The sequence below is a fragment of the Pseudoalteromonas obscura genome (genome assembly GCF_030135505.1).
Classification (GTDB): Bacteria; Pseudomonadota; Gammaproteobacteria; order Enterobacterales; family Alteromonadaceae; genus Pseudoalteromonas; species Pseudoalteromonas obscura.
In genome coordinates this window covers 206,960-223,597 of the sequence record NZ_JASJUT010000011.1, presented here as the reverse complement: position 1 = coordinate 223,597, position 16,638 = coordinate 206,960, and the positions used below count along the sequence as shown (strand labels likewise).

The window sequence follows — 16,638 nt, the reverse complement described above, 5'->3', positions numbered from 1 at the left end:
CATGCGTTGTCGGTTAACCGATAGTTGGGTACTCTCTATAAGCCTTTTCTAGCTTTTTAGCCAGTTTCTTAGACACACCGACGTGGTTAAGTGCCACACGTAGACGTGCACGAGAAAGGTCAGATCCAAGCACCTCCATCGCATCAACTACTGATGTTGAAGAGGTTTTACCTGTGATCGCCACAAAAATCGGCTCTAAAAACTCTTTAATCTTCAACTCATGGAAAGTTGCGACACTTTTTGCAATTGCAAAAATTTCCGATTTATTCCAACTACGCAGCTTCTCAAGCTCCCAAATAAAGAACTGCAGTGCTTGTGTGATCACCGCATCATCTGCTTTACCCGCAGTCAGTAATGTAGGATCGTAATCAGGAATGCCACCGACAAAATGGCCTGCAAGGTCAACCAGATCTGACAGCGTATTTATACGCGCTTTTGCTTCTGGTAATACTCGAGCCAGTGTTTGCGCATTAAACTTCCAATCGACAAAACGTTGGATCAGCTCTTCATCGCTCAAATTTTCGCGGATCCACAAGCCATTCAACCAGCTTAGTTTATCTACATCAAAAACAGGCCCACCAAGTGAAACACGTTTCATATCGAAGTGCTCGATCATCTCTGCCAAGGTAAACTTTTCACGCTCATCAGGCATTGACCAACCCATACGACCAAGATAGTTGAGCACAGCCTCAGGTAGGAAGCCCATTTCTTTATAATAATTGATTGAGGTTGGGTTTTTACGCTTAGAAAGCTTAGATTTATCTGGGTTACGAAGCAGTGGCAAATGACCAAGTACTGGCGCTTCCCAGCCCAGATCTTGATACAGCTTTAATAACTTAGGCGCAGAGTTGATCCACTCTTCACCGCGGAAAATATGACTGATCTGCATATGGTGATCATCAACCACGTTCGCCATAAAATAAGTTGGGAAACCATCAGCCTTTAATAACACTTGCATATCGACATTTTCCCACGGGATTTCAATTTCGCCACGTAGGTAATCGTTAAACTTAAATGTGCCTTCTTCCGGGATCGTCATCCGGATCACATAGGGTTTACCAGCATCCAAATTGGCCTGGATCTCTTCTTTGCTCAAACGCAAACCACGACCATCATATTTAGGGCGAAGGCCTTCAGCCATTTGCTCTTCGCGCATTTGGTCAAGCTCTTCCGCTGTTGCAAAGCAATAAAATGCTTTGCCTTCTTCTACCAACTGATGCGCAAATTTTTGATATAACTCAGTGCGCTCAGATTGACGATAAGGACCAAACTCGCCGCCCACGTCCGGACCATGATCCCAATTAAGACCCAACCAACGTAAGCTATCCATAATAGCTTGCTCTGACTCTGGGGTGCTTCTAACCTGATCGGTGTCTTCAATTCGAAGTACAAACTCACCGCCCTGCTGCTTGGCAAAACAGTAGTTAAACAAGGCAATATATGCAGTACCTAAATGCGGATCACCCGTTGGAGAAGGCGCAACACGTGTACGGATTGTCATGATAAATCTCTTAAATTTGTTACTTTAAAATAATAAGTGGAATGCTAGCACAGCCTCAATACAGGGAAAATAGCCAGCATAAAGAACCGAATATTAAGCTGGTTGCTCTAATCGCTGTAAATAGCTCACAATATCACTTGATTCATAGAGCCACGTCACCTGACCTTGTTCTTCAATTCTTAAGCACGGTACTTTAACTTTACCACCTTGCTCCAGCAGCTCTTGACGATAAGTTGTATTGTCCTTTGCATCACGAGTTTCAAGCTTCAGCCCCTCTCGTTTTGCCGCGCGTCTGACTTTGACACAAAACGGACAAGCCTTAAACTGATAGAGTTTGAGGTTTTGCGTAATATTGTCCAGTTGTTGTTGCGCTTGAGTTGAGCGCTTTTTGCTTCTTGGTGTAAAGATAAAATCAAATAGCAAGATAAGACGACCAAGCAACCAACGGATCAGTTTCATGAATATTCTCCCAATCAAATTTCCGGCTAGAATATCACATTGTTGCACAACATACGCGCAAAAGTTCCCAAAAAACGCTGGCTATTTATACGCTCAAAAGCACGATAATATTATCGTCAAAACAGATTAAAAGAGTTCGATATCAGTGTCCGCTTTAGCTTGACCTGCTATGCCTAACTCTTCAAAGTCGACCACCTGATCTCGGCCATGTTTCTTGGCATGGTACAAAGCTAAGTCGGCTTCATGAACCAGCTCAGAAACCTGAGCTATCTCCTCCAACACAGTATAACCAATGCTAATCGTCAAGCGCTGTACCTGTGGAAAGTTAAAATTAGCGATGACCTTGCGAACACGATCGAGCAATGACTTAGCTTCGGCTCTATCATGTGACTGGAATAGCACTGCAAACTCTTCCCCCCCATATCGAAAGACAAAGTCTTCCGCTCGAAAGTTATCCTTAAGTTGCTGTGCAACTAACAATAAAACTTCATCACCTATTACATGACCAAAATCGTCATTGACTATTTTAAAATGATCAATATCAAACAGTGCCAAATACCACTTTCGCACACCTTGTTGCTCACGCTCAATCACAAACCCCTCCCCAGTTGTGATTTCGATGACTTTATCATCAAAGGTCTGGCGGTTGAGCAGTTGAGTGAGGGGATCAATACGGCTCAATGCTAGGGTATTTAACTGGTGATAAAACACGTTTATCAAGTGTGCAATTAGGTGACTTCGCGCTGTCGGCAGCTTCTCTCCAATCCACAGTAACCCCATGACAGCCTTGTTATTCCTCAGCACAATACACAGGTGGTTTTCTCCACGCAATATATGTTGGTGCTTTAGGGTTTCTGCTCTTGCAAGCAAATATTCTAGGTCAGGGGGAGAAACTGCTGACGATAACGTCAGCAGCTTAAGACGTTCTTTCTCAGATAAACTTGGCGCCAAATACATTGCCATAGGAATATTGGGAAGTAGTTCGGCCAGGATTTGTTGGACGCGTTTATAAAGATCATTTTCACTGCGCATTTGCAGTAAGCTAATCGCAAAATCATGTCCGCATGGCGATATATCCACACTTAAGCCTCCCAATCCCCTCACATTGTATAGCTTAGCCCCTCTTAGTTAGGTTGCAACGTGCTCCAATACGACAAGGTCGTCTCTGTGAATAACCACGTTTGCAGTTTGATAACCGAGTACCTCACTGATTTGAGCACTGTGCAATCCTTTGATTTGTTGTAGCTCGTGATGATCAAATGCCACTAACCCCTTGGCAATCACTTTACCTTGTAAGCTTTTGAGTTCGATTAAATCCCCTCTGGAGAATTGTCCACTTACATCCGTGATACCTTTGGCTAGCAAGCTGGCTCCCTGTGTGCTTACGGCGTCGACAGCGCCATCATCACAGATCAGAGCACCGTTACATCTCGGGCCCGATAGCAGCCACTTTTTTCGTCCATCCAACGGCGCATCAAAACGAATAAACTTAGTACTTTTAGCCTGCCCCGATTGAATGTTTACGATCACATTGGACTCACTCCCTTTTGCGATCACCGTTTCAATACCAGCCCTTTGCGCAATTTGAGCCGCCTGCAACTTGGTTGCCATACCACCAGTACCTAAAGCCGTACCAGAACCACCCGCAAGAGCAATGATATCCTCATCAATTTCATCAACCGTTTCAATCAGACGCGCGTCTGGGTTTTGCCTAGGATCGGCGGTAAATAAACCTGACTGATCTGTCAATAGCAGTAACCTATCGGCATTTGCTAAAATTGCGACCATCGCGGATAAATTGTCATTGTCGCCTACTTTTATCTCAGACGTCGCAACCGCATCATTCTCATTTATAATTGGCACAACATCATGACTCAGAAGCTGATTTAGCGTATCTCTGGCATTGAGATAACGGGCTCTGTTCTCCACATCAGCTCTGGTCAATAACAGCTGTGCTACCGAAACGTCATAGATTGAAAATAAACTTTGCCATAAATGAATTAACTGCCCTTGGCCAATGGCAGCCAGCATTTGCTTTTCAGCTATAGAACTTCCTATTTCCTTACCCAAAGCTGCACGCCCGGCAGCAACGGCACCACTCGACACCAATATTACTTGCCAACCAGCAGAGCGTAGCTCTACACACTGACTAGCCAGCTCGACCAAGCGAGGCTTATTCAACAATGTTCCACCAGCAGTTAGCACGCTAGTTCCAAGCTTAACCACAACCACTTTGCGACTAGCCATCTATTTTACTTCCACAAATCCAATACATGGCTATTTTTATATCATGGGCTACATTAATTGGATACAAAGCAAGCAAACAAATATAGATTATTTCAAGGTGTGGAGGGACTTGATATTTACTGAGCCGAGTTCTTCTGATCGATGTCAATCCTAACAGCCACCAAAGTGTGTATACTCAAAATTGGAGGTAAACATGAAAAAGTCAAACTACAAAAAAGAATTGATCATGCTGCCATTACTTTTTATCAGTATCGGGCTGTGTATAGGCGGGCACTTTATATTACAACCAAGCTATCAAGACACTCCTTGGGCCGAGTACAGCCTCGCTGCCTTACCATTTTTAATGTTTGCGATTGTGATCATTGCGATTAAACTGGCAGTTAAAGCAGATAAAGACGAATAACGTCTCTCGTTAGTCCCAGATCAAGGTATTGGCTTGAAGCATGCCAAAATAATAAATTCCAAAGCTTGATATACACTTACAAATAATACATTTATATTATTTGGAAAAATAACAACAAAAAGGCGATATCGTGAAAAGATTATTTTTGCTCTGTTTGTGCTTGGCAAGTTATGTCAGCCATGCACATTTTACAGTCGTTCATAATGTCAAAGGGTATACACCGACACGTTCCGGGGAAATTGCACAGTTTTCTACTTTAGTGATCAAAGATGGTAAGGTCGTTAAAACAGGCAATGCAGACACGCTAAAACAATACCCACAATCAACGGTTATTGACGGTCAAGGGCTTACTATGTTGCCGGGCTTGATAGACGCACATGGTCATGTTATTGGCTTGGGTGAAAACCTCTCCAGACTTGACTTAAGACATACAAAATCTGTGTCTGAAGTGGGTCAACGTCTAAAACAATATGCCAAAAATAACCCAACTGGCTGGATAATAGGACGGGGCTGGGACCAAACAAAATGGACCCCTAGTCAGTTCCCAACAGCACAAGATCTTGATAAATACGTTTCAGACAGACCCGTGGTACTTACTCGTGTCGATGGTCACGCTATTTGGGTTAACTCCAAAGCCATGGCATTAGCCAATATATCCAATGATGTCACAACACCAGAAGGAGGTGAGATCTTGCGTTTAGCCGATGGCGCCCCCAGTGGCCTATTTATAGACAAAGCAGAGCCACTGATCTTGAACCATGTGCCTGAACGAACATCAACCCAGCTGAACAATGCGCTTGATAAAGCGGCTAGCCACCTCCTCAGTTTAGGGATCACTTCCGTGCATGATGCAGGAATTGATGAAGCAACTTGGCGTCTGTATAAAAACAGATCTGCTCAGCAGTCTATGCCACTAAGAGTTTACGCCATGTTAAGCGCGTCTGATCCCAATCTCAAAAACATGCTCAAATCCGGTATTGTAAAAGAACAAACAGACTACCTCACGATACGCAGTGTCAAAATATATGCTGATGGTGCACTTGGCAGCAGAGGTGCAGCCCTCTTGAAAGATTATAAAGATAGGCCTGGACACAGGGGACTGATGCTCGAACAGCAGCCTGCACTCGAAGCACTTATACGCCTCAGTGTTAAGCACGGTTTTAGCGCACACACCCATGCCATTGGCGATCGAGCTAATCGCATTGTTTTAGACAGCTATCAAACTGTGTTCAAGGAAACAGGTGGTAAGTTACTTCGCAACCGTGTAGAGCATGCGCAAATTGTCGATACAGATGATATTCCTAGATTTAAAAGCTTGAAAATAATCCCATCAATGCAACCTGTTCACGCAACTTCAGATATGCATATGGCGCAACAGCGCTTAAGAGAGTCCCAACTGACTGGTGCTTATGCATGGCAAACGTTTCTAAAACACGGTATTAAGGTCGCTGCTGGATCTGATTTCCCTGTTGAATTGGCCAATCCATTTGACGGCCTATACGCAGCGATAACAAGAATGGATAAAGCGCAAAAACCAAAAGGTGGATGGCGCAATACTGAGAAGTTGAGCAGAGAGCAAGCACTCACTGCTTTTACTTTAGATGCTGCATACGCGGCCTTTCAAGAGTTCAAAATAGGTAGCTTAGAGCATGGCAAATGGGCAGACTTTATTCTAATTGATCGCGATTATTTCCAAGTAGAAGAGGCACAGTTGCACAATATACAAGTGCAACAAACTTGGATTGCGGGCAAACCCAAGTACAAACGTAACTAGTCCTTAGATCTGACCAGTTTAAAAAGGTGATAAATATTGACCAGTGCAAGCAAACCATTGGTCAATACCACTGGCCACGCACTTATCATTGCGCCATATATAGTAAAACAGATACAGCCTGCTAAATTAAACCAACGCAATTTAGTAACATTGGTCATCATAAGAGAAACCACCAAAAAGACTGAGGCCAGATAGCCTAAATATTCCCAAGTCATTTGTTCTCTCCTCTCAGTTGGGTTAGCATTGACAATTAAAACGATATTCAAGTCACTTTTTAAGGATAATAGCAGATCATATAGCGCTTCTAGAGCCCAAATTACGCTTAGATTCTCTGCACTATTGCTCAGTTAATCAGTCGCATTGTGAACAGTTTAGTTCTTGCACGGAACACTGAGTCTCAAACTCACTAATTTAAGGATAAGCAAGAATAAAGTCTTAAAAAGATATAACGCGTATAGCCTTGAATAATTCAGTTCATGCTATCTTTATAATAATTTAATAAATAGGACAATTGTCCGAGAGCTAACCAGATGTTCCAATATCACTTTTCAACTACATTGGTCGAACAATTATTAAGTTTTGCCGGCAATAGTTTTCAGCATCGTAAAAAAGAAATCTTGATCCATCAGGATGAGCCGCTGAGCAAATTGATCTTGGTTAGAAGTGGTACGGTTTCATTTAGCTATGATGTCGGCAATGGCAGAAGACTGTTACTTGGTCAATTGGACTGCCACAACACGCTTATTGGAGAAATTGAAGCGCTCAATAACCAACCATGTATTTACACGGTTACATGTTTAAGCGATGTTCAGTATAACCTCATAGAGTTAAAACACTGGCGCCAGTTACTACTAGAGCAACCGGAATTAAGCCTTTACACAGCGCAGACAATTGCGGCTAAATTTACTGAAAATCAAAAAATAAACCTCGATAAGCTGCTATTGCCCTTAAGTTACAATATCGCTAAAGACTGTTTGTTGAGAGCCGAAGACAAACATTCGACACTACTTAGAGCATACTCGACAGTGAGCGCAGAGGCAGAGCGTTTTGCGACAACGGAACGAGCATATCGGCGCGTAGTGAGTGAACTTGTTGAAAAAGGTCTGATAGAACGGACCAGTTCGGGGTTAAAGCCCATAGATTTGGATGCATTGAACGATTTTGTCGATGCTTTTTCTCGACTGTAATGAGCTGTATATTATTATTTTATTAACATTGCACAGTTCAGATCCCAATTCTAGATCAATGTGTTATTATTAAACGTGAATTTTTGGATAAAGTTAGACCTGTTCACTTGACGAACATTTAATGTACGCTTATTCTCTTATTCACTAATTTGTATGCAGGGCAAGGCTGTCTTACATCTGCACTTAATTGGTTAAAACTCTCAGTTTACTTGTATTTAAAGGAAAAGGTAAAAATCATGGGAAATAAAAATTTGAAGCTAACTAAACTTGCCCTCGCACTAGGGTTAACAGTAGGTTTAACTGGCTGCTTCAGCGACAATGACAACGATGTTACAATCACTCCGCCAGATCCGGGCGGCGATCAAACAGTAGCGGTTCCACCAACTGCGGTAGAACTGTCTGACGGTGGTTTCGTTATCACAGTAACTGATTCACTTGGTGCACCATTAGCCGAAGGTACATCGGTAGAAGTTGTATTCAATTCATCAGTAGATGGTTTACAAACTGCTTCGGGCACAGCAATCACTGTGACTGAAACAGCAAACGACGCATACAACACGAATACTGCGGGTTCATTCTCGTATACTGTTGATGGGATTGCGTCAGGCGAAAGTAAAACTTATGCATTTACTGTTCAGTCAGACAATTTCCTTTCTAATACTGCTGAAGTAACTATTGGCTCTGGCGAGACAATCACTGAAGTTGTGCGTTTAACTGCACGTAACTTTACTAGTGCAGACATCCCTGTAGTTGCTGAAACTAAAGCACTTGCAGAATTAAATACAGACGTGACTGTAGAGTATAGCGCTACAGGCGGTCTAGATTTAGGTGATGCAGCATCAATCACTCTACCTGTAAAAGTTGATGACGCACAAGCTGCTAAAGCAGCAGGTGGTGCTGCGGTTACTCTACCTAACGGCACTGAGTTCGTTCAAGCAAACGGCGAAGCACTTCAGTCAGCTCCTTCACTAACCGTTGCTTACTTCGCTAACGAAGCAGCAGCTGTTGAAGCAAGCTCAGATGACGCTTCAGCAGACCAGACTTCTTCACTAGATGCGTTCCCTGGTGGTTTAAACCTAGCTGTTTCAAGCGGCACAGAAACGGTTGAAGGTAACTTCACAACTGGTGGTTTTGTTGCGATTGAACTTGTGAACGAGCAAGGCGAAAAAGTAAAAACATTCGGTGAAGGTAAATCAATCACTGTTGCAATGCAGGTTGATAAGTCAACTCGTACTCCTTGTCCAATCATGCAACAGGATGGTGAAAGCGTAGCTGATGCAGCTGCAAGAGGTTTCGACACTACATCTGGTGTGTGTAAAGAATCAGCGCTTGTAAATGACCCAGTTGCTATTGCACCTGGTCATATCTTCCCAGTTTGGAGTTATGAAGAGTCGAATGGTCAATGGTCATTTGAAAGCTTTGGTGTAGTAGCAGAAGATGCTACAAACCCAACTGGCCCAACTTTCAACGTAGAAGTTGAGGTTGACCACCTTTCTTACTGGAACTTAGACTTCTTCGCACAGCGTGGTTGTAACGTTTCTTCATTCAACATTGTTGATAGTGACGGCCAGCCAAGCTCACGCTTTACTTCTGTACAACTGTTAACTAACAGCTACAGATTTGACGCTCAGCCATGGAACCGTGCAGCGCTAAACTCTGCAACATTCCGTAATCCACCTAGCTTCGACGTAGAAGTGCGTGTACTAGAAAACAACGTAAACGTACTTGACGGTGTTCAAGGTGACACAGGTCCTGCTGTTGATAATACAGCTTCAATTTATGATGGTTCACTTTGTGACCTAAACGGTGCAACACTACAGCTAACACCTGTTGATAATGTAGAAGTGGTAACTATGCCTGTATCTACATTTGCTGTATGTAGCAACAATGACGCTGTAGACCAAGCTGCTGACCCTGTACTAAGCCCTACAACAGTACAGCTATATCGCGGTGAAGTTCTAGCAAATAACCTACAAGATAGCTTCTACGGAAGTGAGTTCAATATCAACTTGGACTCAGGTGTTGATTATACATTCAGATTCTTCAATACCTTTACTAATACGTGGGAAACACAAGCTGCTACAGGCAGCACTGATGCATTGTCTCTAAACATGCTAACAGAGTGTGATACTACAACTTCTACCGGTGCTACTGGTGGTAACTAATTTTATTAAGTAAACTGAACTTAAAGCCGTGAGATATCACGGCTTTTTTATTTTTAGATGACAAAATACTGACCTAGTGGTGCGATGGTCAATGCATATACCCTCACTACACAACTAATTTATTCTCATTACATATCGACAGTATTTCATGCTTCCAATTGGTGGACCAAATTGGTTTTACAGTCTCCTTTACCAATTCAAATTGGATCAAACTTCACGCTATGTAAATCCCCATATCAGCTTGCTTGAAAATGCAATAGAACACCAAACGAGCTCCATTCCCCCACTCTTTTCTCTTTAAAAAGCGGTTAAATACAATCTCATTGCCTCACTACACATTGAACAGAAACCAGCTTATAGATGTAAAGCTACTCAAATTAAAAACAACTAACATTGCCCTTCCCGGCTTTATTTATACACTTTCGTACGGTGTGCTCCTCCCGGTTAGGGATTAAGTGGAAGCTTCCACTTAATGAAAGCACTGGGGCTTTCTGTGGGTAAATTAACATATACCAGCTAGCAGCTAGCAGCTAGCAGCTATTACTGTTCATGTTTGTAAGTGAAATTTCTATTAATATAGGGAGGCAATGTTACGCTGCGAAAAAGCAAGTTGACCGTAACACAGACTGGAGCATATCCGCCTTACCGACCGTTATAAAAGCATAAAATTGAGCAGGTATATTGCCCAAAAAAGTGGAAGATGAGCTAATAGTTCATTTAGAGGTCCACCCATAGATGCTTACTTGTAAGAACGCCAAGCTGTAATTCCGGTGGATAGATTGCAGTAAAAAAGTAGCTTTGTGATATTCCACTAGGTGCTTATCGATCTAAATCAGAAACTCTAGTTTTCGATGCATTCCTAACAGCAAAGAGGGCGTTCAGGGCCATTAATGATTACAAAAACCTGTTTTATACTCTGGGAGGTAAGCCTTCTGAGAGCTAATTGGAAACGCCACAATTCGACAATCGAGAATTTATCAGAGCTGCTTAAAAGGTATAAAACTGCGTTGATGAACTGATATCGATATAAATAGCCTCATTTCGACCGCATGAGGCTATCCTTATCTGTTGAGGTCAATAGCCTATTTATATGTCAAATAAGCATTTCGTAATCTAGACAGATTACTATAAACATAGTCTACTGAGTTACGCCCTTGATTAAAGAAGGTCTTATTCAAAGTCACCGGCAATCTTGGTTGATACGCTTGCTGATACACTAATTTATTGTGGCTATCGCCAATACGCGTACCAATTTGATGGCGCCAAGAGCTAGTGCCTTTAATTTGTCCATACTTAGTGACATTCATATTTTTTCGTTTTGATAATGGAATATTTATCGCTACCCCGGCAACTTTAGCATTTGTATTTTCACCATACACAGCTACGTAGCTATCGCCGAACCAAAACCTGGTTTCAACTTTTACACCTTTATCTTTACGCCAAAATTTACCACCAGTTACATGAAAACTCAGATCTCGTTCAGCCCAATAATATTGATAGTCTAAAGTATGGTAATCCCTATCAGAGTTAAAATCTTGGTATTCAAAGTAACCGTATGTATTTGTGAATTTGTGACTACCATTAGGGCTCACCCATGCAGTCTCATTGATAATACCTTTATATTTATGAAACTCTCTGAAGAAGCCGACTTTCGTTTGATTGTAAATTCCCCATGGCAGCTGATAAGTTTGGTAAAGAAAAGCACTTCTTACCCCATTATCTTCTGACAAATCATCAAAAATCTTTTTCTCTTTAAAATCATCGCTTTCAGACACGACTGTTTGCGCAGTAAGGTTAAAACCTGCACCTTTCCATAAAGGCAAGTTAACATCTGCTTTCAAAGCCAAAGAATAATCCAATACGCCAAACTCAGTCGCATGCGTAGAATTGACCTCTGGGCTGATTGTTACCCTAGGCTTTAAAAAACGCTGGTTTGCATTTTCTAAACCAACCCAAGTAACTCCTGCAATACTTGCTCTGCTGCCCATTTTCACATTGATATTGGGCTCAACATTATCCTTTAAAAAACGCTCATAACTGGCCACATCGCCAGATAACGCCATCATGGAAATACCGTGATTTTGCAGTTCTAAAATAAACTTCGCAGAGGTGCCTGAAAATACCTCTGTCACTCGGCCAATAGCTAACCCTAACGCGTCTATTTCATTATTATTAAAAGTTGCATTCTCAAGAGATACGATAATCGTTGGTTGTGAATTAAAACCAACTCTCACAGACTCAAAACCATCTGCTATAAGCGTGTTTCTCAGCTCTCTCGCTAATTTATTTAAATCTTTTCTCTCGAGTTCATGACCACTAGCTTTAGCTGTTTTGTCATGGCTATTGCGGTCTGCTTGCGTATCAGTCGCAGCCTTTTCTACAGGTTTAAAGTTTCTCTGCTCTGGTCTTGAGGAAACAATGGGCTTTGGTGCAGCTTCAATTTTTGATTTGCTTGATTGAGCGAGTTTAGAAAACGGCGCTTTAAAGTTTATTCCCCAGAAAATATCATCGTCCGTAAAGTCAGTACTGGAGTAAAATCGACTCGTCAATGAAAGCTCACCTAAATCAAATAACCATTCCTTAGGGATAACAACTCTTGCCGCACTATTAATTGCCTCAGCATCATACTCGACCTGAAATGCAAGCCAATCCAAAGGCATCCATTCAATCCCGCCAAACGCGCCATTCATCATTCCTGTTTCATGTTTACTACGAGAAGCACCAAGCGAGAATCTAAAATTACGCCACTCTTTAGAAGCAACCACAAAGTGAGTTTCATAATTATTAGCAGCCCCGCCAATGTCTTTACTGCCTACACTCAGGTTAAACCAATCTTTAGGAATAAATGGTATTTGATACTTTGCATTGAATGATAAATCTCTCGTTTGGAGTTCTTCACCCTCCGCAGGTGGTATAAACGTATTGTCGTGCATCGTGCTAGATGCTATGAGACCACTAACTTCCAATCCTTCAAATAAACCGGCTGAAAATACGAAGTTATGGCCGTCAACATAACTCTTAGTGTAGTTATCGAGCATATTATTATAACCAATATCCCAATAACCAGTTTCAAGCACTTCAGCATTTGATGTATTTACTAATCCTGTAAAGCCGGTAAAGGAACGATATGTATCAAGTTCACTTTCTGAATAGCTCGGTGCAGAAACAATGGTCAAACCAGACAATAAAACAGGAACAAATTTAGACATTTTCAGGATCCGACAGATTATTATTTTTAAGTTTTTCGATTCTTAATAGATTCAAATACTTGATAAAGGTTAAGTTGTTATATCCATAACTACTTTAAAACGAGTTTATCACTTCAAACAACTAAACGAGCGTAAAACATATGCTTTGCCAACAAATGACTTGTAGGCAAAGACTTATCTTGTGTCTGTAAAATACTTTGTGTTTATTTAAAGCTTACGACTTTACCATCACCAAAGTTGGCAGATTCTTTTTTTGCATTCCAAACCAGATCGCAGATGCCATCTGTAGGGTTGAATCCTGTGGGCGCATCTAAAAGAAGTTGACGTATTTTTTCATGCTCAAAGTTGTGACAAGCAATATCTAAAGATTCTAAGAACACATTTAATTCAGCTAACGGCAACATTGATTCTTTTGCAGTCATGATACGAGGATGGCTTGTCTGTTCAACATTGTCACCAATCAGCAATTCCTCATACAATTTTTCACCAGGCCTTAAACCTGTGCATTGAATTTGTATGTCTCCATGGGGGTTTGTTTCACTTTTGATCTCCAAACCAGAGAGGTGGACCATTTTGGTGGCTAAGTCCATAATCTTTATAGACTCTCCCATATCGAGCACAAATACATCTCCGCCTTTCCCCATTGCTCCTGCCTGAATAACAAGCTGTGCAGCTTCCGGTATTGTCATGAAAAAGCGAGTAATATCTGGGTGGGTCAGAGTAATTGGACCACCTTCCTTAATTTGTCTACGAAATAAAGGAACGACAGAACCAGATGAGCCAAGTACGTTCCCAAAACGTACCATACAAAAACGCGTATTATGCTTACCACTCTCTTTATTTTGAGCTAATCCTTGCAAGCATAACTCGGCCATTCGCTTTGTAGTACCCATAACATTAGTTGGGCGGACAGCTTTATCTGTACTGACTAGGACAAAAGTCTCTACTTTTGCATTTATAGCCGCTTTCGCCGCGTAATAAGTACCAAACACATTGTTCCGTACACCTTCGACAACATTGTGTTCAACCAAAGGAACATGTTTATAAGCCGCTGCGTGATATACGGTATTTACACCAAATGCAATCATGCAGGTTTCTAAGCGATTGACATGTTGAACAGATCCCATAATTGGAACTAGCTCTATCGCAAGTCCATTTGATTTAATAACCTCACTTAGCTCTTTCTCAATTGAATAAAGTGCAAACTCGGTTAACTCAAATAAAATTAGTTTCGAAGGGGCGTACTTTATAATTTGTCGACACAATTCAGAGCCAATTGAGCCCCCAGCCCCTGTTACGATGACTGACTTCCCTTTAATATTAGCGTCCATCAGCTCTTGTTTAGGCGTAACTGGATCTCTACCTAATAAGTCTTCAATTTCAACATCTTTAATTTCATCAAGTGTTGCACGGCCCTCAACAACATCAGCCATACCTGGGATAGTCATAACCTCAACAGGCAAGTTTTCAAGTTGTGCCAAAATCTCTCGGCGTCGAGCTCGGCTTTCGCTTGGCATCGCAAGAAGAATTTTTCTGACCCTCTTACGCTCAAGCAGACTATATATACCTTCAAAAGCTATAACCGGAATATTTTGTAATATCGCACCCTGCTTTGATTTATCATCATCAATAAAAGCACTAACAAAATACTCATCTCCCGCAGCTATCGCTGGCGCTAGTTGCCTTCCCGCGGAGCCAGCACCATATATAACGACTGGCGTTTTATTAATTGTCGCCAAGCGAAACATCATGGCCCGAACAACGATGCGAGATCCACCCACAGCCAAGATCAACAACCAAGCATAAATGATTGGCATTGTTCGAGGTATGGTAATGTGGGTGAAAAATGAGGCCAACATCAATACAACAGTGCTAATTATGGCTCCAGCAACAATGGCACCAAGCGCATGGGCACCGACATACCGAAGCACAGCCCGATACAAGCCCAAATTAACAAATGTAAACAAGCTAATAGGTAAAACCAGTGTTAATAAGAACCAGTTGGTTACCTCAAAAAAGGGGTCAAAGCTATCGAGTCTTACAATTAGAGCTAGCCAGAACGCGCTGAATATAAATGCTGAATCTATAAAAAGTGTAAGTATGCGTTTTTTTCTTCGAGATGCTGTGAGAAGAGTTCGGAACCAACTATCCACTGTAAATCCTTGAGGCTAACAAATTTTTATGCGTACAAAGTAATTCTTCAATTACAGGCCTTAAATATACACAACTTTTCAACGCCTGTCATTTCAGAATTATTAAATTACAAAGTAACGTGTAGTTTCTATGGGTCAATATTAGAAAAAGAGGCTTTATAAGCTGAGGTCGAAATCATGTATTTGTATCTCGAAAGTAAAGTCTAATTTCTAAGCTAGGAAACGTCGTTACATTTAGTTAAATTATAGCTAACGACATGCATTTCCGCCTGTCAAAACATAATTTATCCAAAAAAGGGCGGAGTTAAATATAGAATGAAATAAGGTGACTCATTCGTTCACCTTATTTAACACCATAAAATTACGCCTTCTGAGCTAGATTAAACACTTCAGAGATAACTGAAGTCGTTTTAGCCATGTTTTCTTCTGTTAAAGTCGGGTGAACCAAAAACATAACTGAGGTCTCACCTAATTCTACAGCATTCTTCAGCCGCTCACTTGGTCTCCAAGGTGTACCATCAAAAGCCTTTTCCAAGTAGACTTCAGAGCAACTACCCTGAAAACAAGGCACACCTCGCTCTACAATTTCATTTACAATGCGATCTCGATCCCAGCCATCAGCCAGTAAATCAGGTTTGATAAACACATAGTGCTTATATTCAGCATGCTCAATATAGTCGGGAACATCGACTAGACGAATAAGCTCAAACTTTCCTGCAGCTTCATCAATTAAACGGCCATGCAATTGACGCTTACCGCTCCATTCAGCCATTCGTTGTAGTTGAATACGACCGATTGCAGCCTGCATTTCTGTCATGCGCCAGTTTGTGCCGAAACTTTCATGTAACCAACGAAAACCAGGTGGGTGCTCACGATTATATATCGCGTCAAAGCTTTTACCATGGTCTTTGTAACTCCACATTTTGGACCACAACTCTTTTGAGTTAGTCGTCACCATGCCGCCTTCGCCACCTGTAGTCATGATTTTATCTTGGCAAAAACTCCAAGCGCCAATATGTCCAATCGAGCCTACTGAACGCCCTTTATACTTTGCGCCATGAGCTTGAGCACAATCTTCTATTACGTAAAAGCCATGCTCTTTACTTAGAGCCATTATTTCGTCCATTTCTGCAGTCATACCTGCCAAGTGAACCACTATAACCGCTTTTGTTTTTGCCGTTAGCACGGCTTTGATTGAGTCGGCAGTAATCGCTTGACTATTTAAATCAACATCAGCAAAAACAGGCGATGCGCCTGCTGTTACTATGCTGCTTGCAGAGGCTAAAAATGTACGAGGTGTGGTGATGACTTCATCACCAGCTCCAACATCAAGGGCCTTTAATGCAATATCTAATGCAAGCGTGCCATTTCCCAACGCAACTGCATATTCACTGTCAGCCCACGTAGCAAATTCGTTTTCAAATTCACGGCCTTCAGTTCCTGTCCAATAATTAACTTTATTAGATAAAACAACACGAGTGACCGCATCAGCCTCTTGCTGGGTAAAGCTAGGCCAAGGAGAAAAAGGAGTATTTAACAT

Annotated in this window: 12 protein-coding genes; 4 read left to right on the top strand and 8 right to left on the bottom strand. The window is 41.7% G+C overall.

Annotated elements, in window-relative coordinates; genetic code table 11:
- Positions 1-13: 13 nt before the first annotated feature.
- The 4 genes from gltX to proB form a co-directional block, all read right to left on the bottom strand.
- Positions 14-1,501: a glutamate--tRNA ligase gene (gene gltX / locus QNM18_RS21510; RefSeq protein ID WP_284138396.1), complete on the bottom strand. Its 1,488-nt coding sequence runs from the start codon at positions 1,499-1,501 to the stop codon at positions 14-16.
- A 93-nt stretch (positions 1,502-1,594) separates the two neighbouring features.
- A complete protein-coding gene (locus tag QNM18_RS21505; protein WP_023397389.1) occupies positions 1,595-1,960 on the bottom strand; it encodes a glutaredoxin family protein in 366 nt (121 codons plus the stop codon).
- A gap of 126 nt (positions 1,961-2,086) precedes the next feature.
- Positions 2,087-3,040, bottom strand: coding sequence for a GGDEF domain-containing protein (locus QNM18_RS21500; RefSeq protein WP_284138395.1), 954 nt, complete (start codon positions 3,038-3,040; stop codon positions 2,087-2,089).
- Between the two features lie 48 nt (positions 3,041-3,088).
- Positions 3,089-4,207: a glutamate 5-kinase gene (proB, locus tag QNM18_RS21495; RefSeq protein ID WP_284138394.1), complete on the bottom strand. Its 1,119-nt coding sequence runs from the start codon at positions 4,205-4,207 to the stop codon at positions 3,089-3,091.
- 193 nt (positions 4,208-4,400) lie between these two features.
- Between proB and QNM18_RS21490 the strand changes: the two genes are divergently transcribed.
- Together QNM18_RS21490 and QNM18_RS21485 are read left to right on the top strand one after the other, a co-directional pair.
- Entirely contained in the window at positions 4,401-4,610 is a 210-nt protein-coding gene (locus tag QNM18_RS21490; protein ID WP_211011961.1) for a hypothetical protein, read from the top strand.
- Between the two features lie 130 nt (positions 4,611-4,740).
- Positions 4,741-6,384, top strand: a complete 1,644-nt coding sequence (locus tag QNM18_RS21485) for an amidohydrolase (RefSeq protein WP_284138393.1) — start codon at positions 4,741-4,743, stop codon at positions 6,382-6,384.
- Here the strand turns inward: QNM18_RS21485 and QNM18_RS21480 are convergent.
- Positions 6,381-6,599 (bottom strand): YgjV family protein, encoded by a 219-nt coding sequence (locus QNM18_RS21480; protein ID WP_023397384.1) that lies wholly within the window; start codon positions 6,597-6,599, stop codon positions 6,381-6,383. The two genes, QNM18_RS21485 and QNM18_RS21480, sit on opposite strands and share 4 nt — an antisense overlap.
- A gap of 315 nt (positions 6,600-6,914) precedes the next feature.
- On the opposite strand from QNM18_RS21480, the gene QNM18_RS21475 reads away from it, so the two are divergent.
- Both QNM18_RS21475 and QNM18_RS21470 read left to right on the top strand, forming a co-directional pair.
- Positions 6,915-7,571, top strand: coding sequence for a Crp/Fnr family transcriptional regulator (locus QNM18_RS21475; RefSeq protein WP_211011960.1), 657 nt, complete (start codon positions 6,915-6,917; stop codon positions 7,569-7,571).
- 236 nt (positions 7,572-7,807) lie between these two features.
- Entirely contained in the window at positions 7,808-9,736 is a 1,929-nt protein-coding gene (locus tag QNM18_RS21470) for a hypothetical protein (RefSeq protein ID WP_284138392.1), read from the top strand.
- Between the two features lie 1,082 nt (positions 9,737-10,818).
- Here the strand turns inward: QNM18_RS21470 and QNM18_RS21465 are convergent.
- From QNM18_RS21465 to QNM18_RS21455, 3 genes are all read right to left on the bottom strand, one after another.
- A complete protein-coding gene (locus QNM18_RS21465) occupies positions 10,819-12,945 on the bottom strand; it encodes a YjbH domain-containing protein (protein WP_284138391.1) in 2,127 nt (708 codons plus the stop codon).
- Between the two features lie 203 nt (positions 12,946-13,148).
- Positions 13,149-15,098 carry a polysaccharide biosynthesis protein gene (locus QNM18_RS21460; protein WP_211011957.1) on the bottom strand — a complete coding sequence of 650 codons (1,950 nt, stop codon included), beginning with the start codon at positions 15,096-15,098 and terminating at the stop codon, positions 13,149-13,151.
- A gap of 361 nt (positions 15,099-15,459) precedes the next feature.
- A complete protein-coding gene (locus QNM18_RS21455) occupies positions 15,460-16,638 on the bottom strand; it encodes a DegT/DnrJ/EryC1/StrS family aminotransferase (protein ID WP_284138390.1) in 1,179 nt (392 codons plus the stop codon).

What these genes read in the sequence shown, in the direction of transcription:
- QNM18_RS21455 (WP_284138390.1), bottom strand. Translation starts at nt 16,638, where the DNA reads ATGTTAAATACTCCTTTTTCTCCTTGGCCTAGCTTTACCCAGCAAGAG.
- QNM18_RS21505 (WP_023397389.1), bottom strand. Translation starts at nt 1,960, where the DNA reads ATGAAACTGATCCGTTGGTTGCTTGGTCGTCTTATCTTGCTATTTGAT.
- QNM18_RS21465 (WP_284138391.1), bottom strand. Translation starts at nt 12,945, where the DNA reads ATGTCTAAATTTGTTCCTGTTTTATTGTCTGGTTTGACCATTGTTTCT.
- proB (WP_284138394.1), bottom strand. Translation starts at nt 4,207, where the DNA reads ATGGCTAGTCGCAAAGTGGTTGTGGTTAAGCTTGGAACTAGCGTGCTA.
- QNM18_RS21490 (WP_211011961.1), top strand. Translation starts at nt 4,401, where the DNA reads ATGAAAAAGTCAAACTACAAAAAAGAATTGATCATGCTGCCATTACTT.
- QNM18_RS21470 (WP_284138392.1), top strand. Translation starts at nt 7,808, where the DNA reads ATGGGAAATAAAAATTTGAAGCTAACTAAACTTGCCCTCGCACTAGGG.
- QNM18_RS21475 (WP_211011960.1), top strand. Translation starts at nt 6,915, where the DNA reads ATGTTCCAATATCACTTTTCAACTACATTGGTCGAACAATTATTAAGT.
- QNM18_RS21480 (WP_023397384.1), bottom strand. Translation starts at nt 6,599, where the DNA reads ATGACTTGGGAATATTTAGGCTATCTGGCCTCAGTCTTTTTGGTGGTT.
- gltX (WP_284138396.1), bottom strand. Translation starts at nt 1,501, where the DNA reads ATGACAATCCGTACACGTGTTGCGCCTTCTCCAACGGGTGATCCGCAT.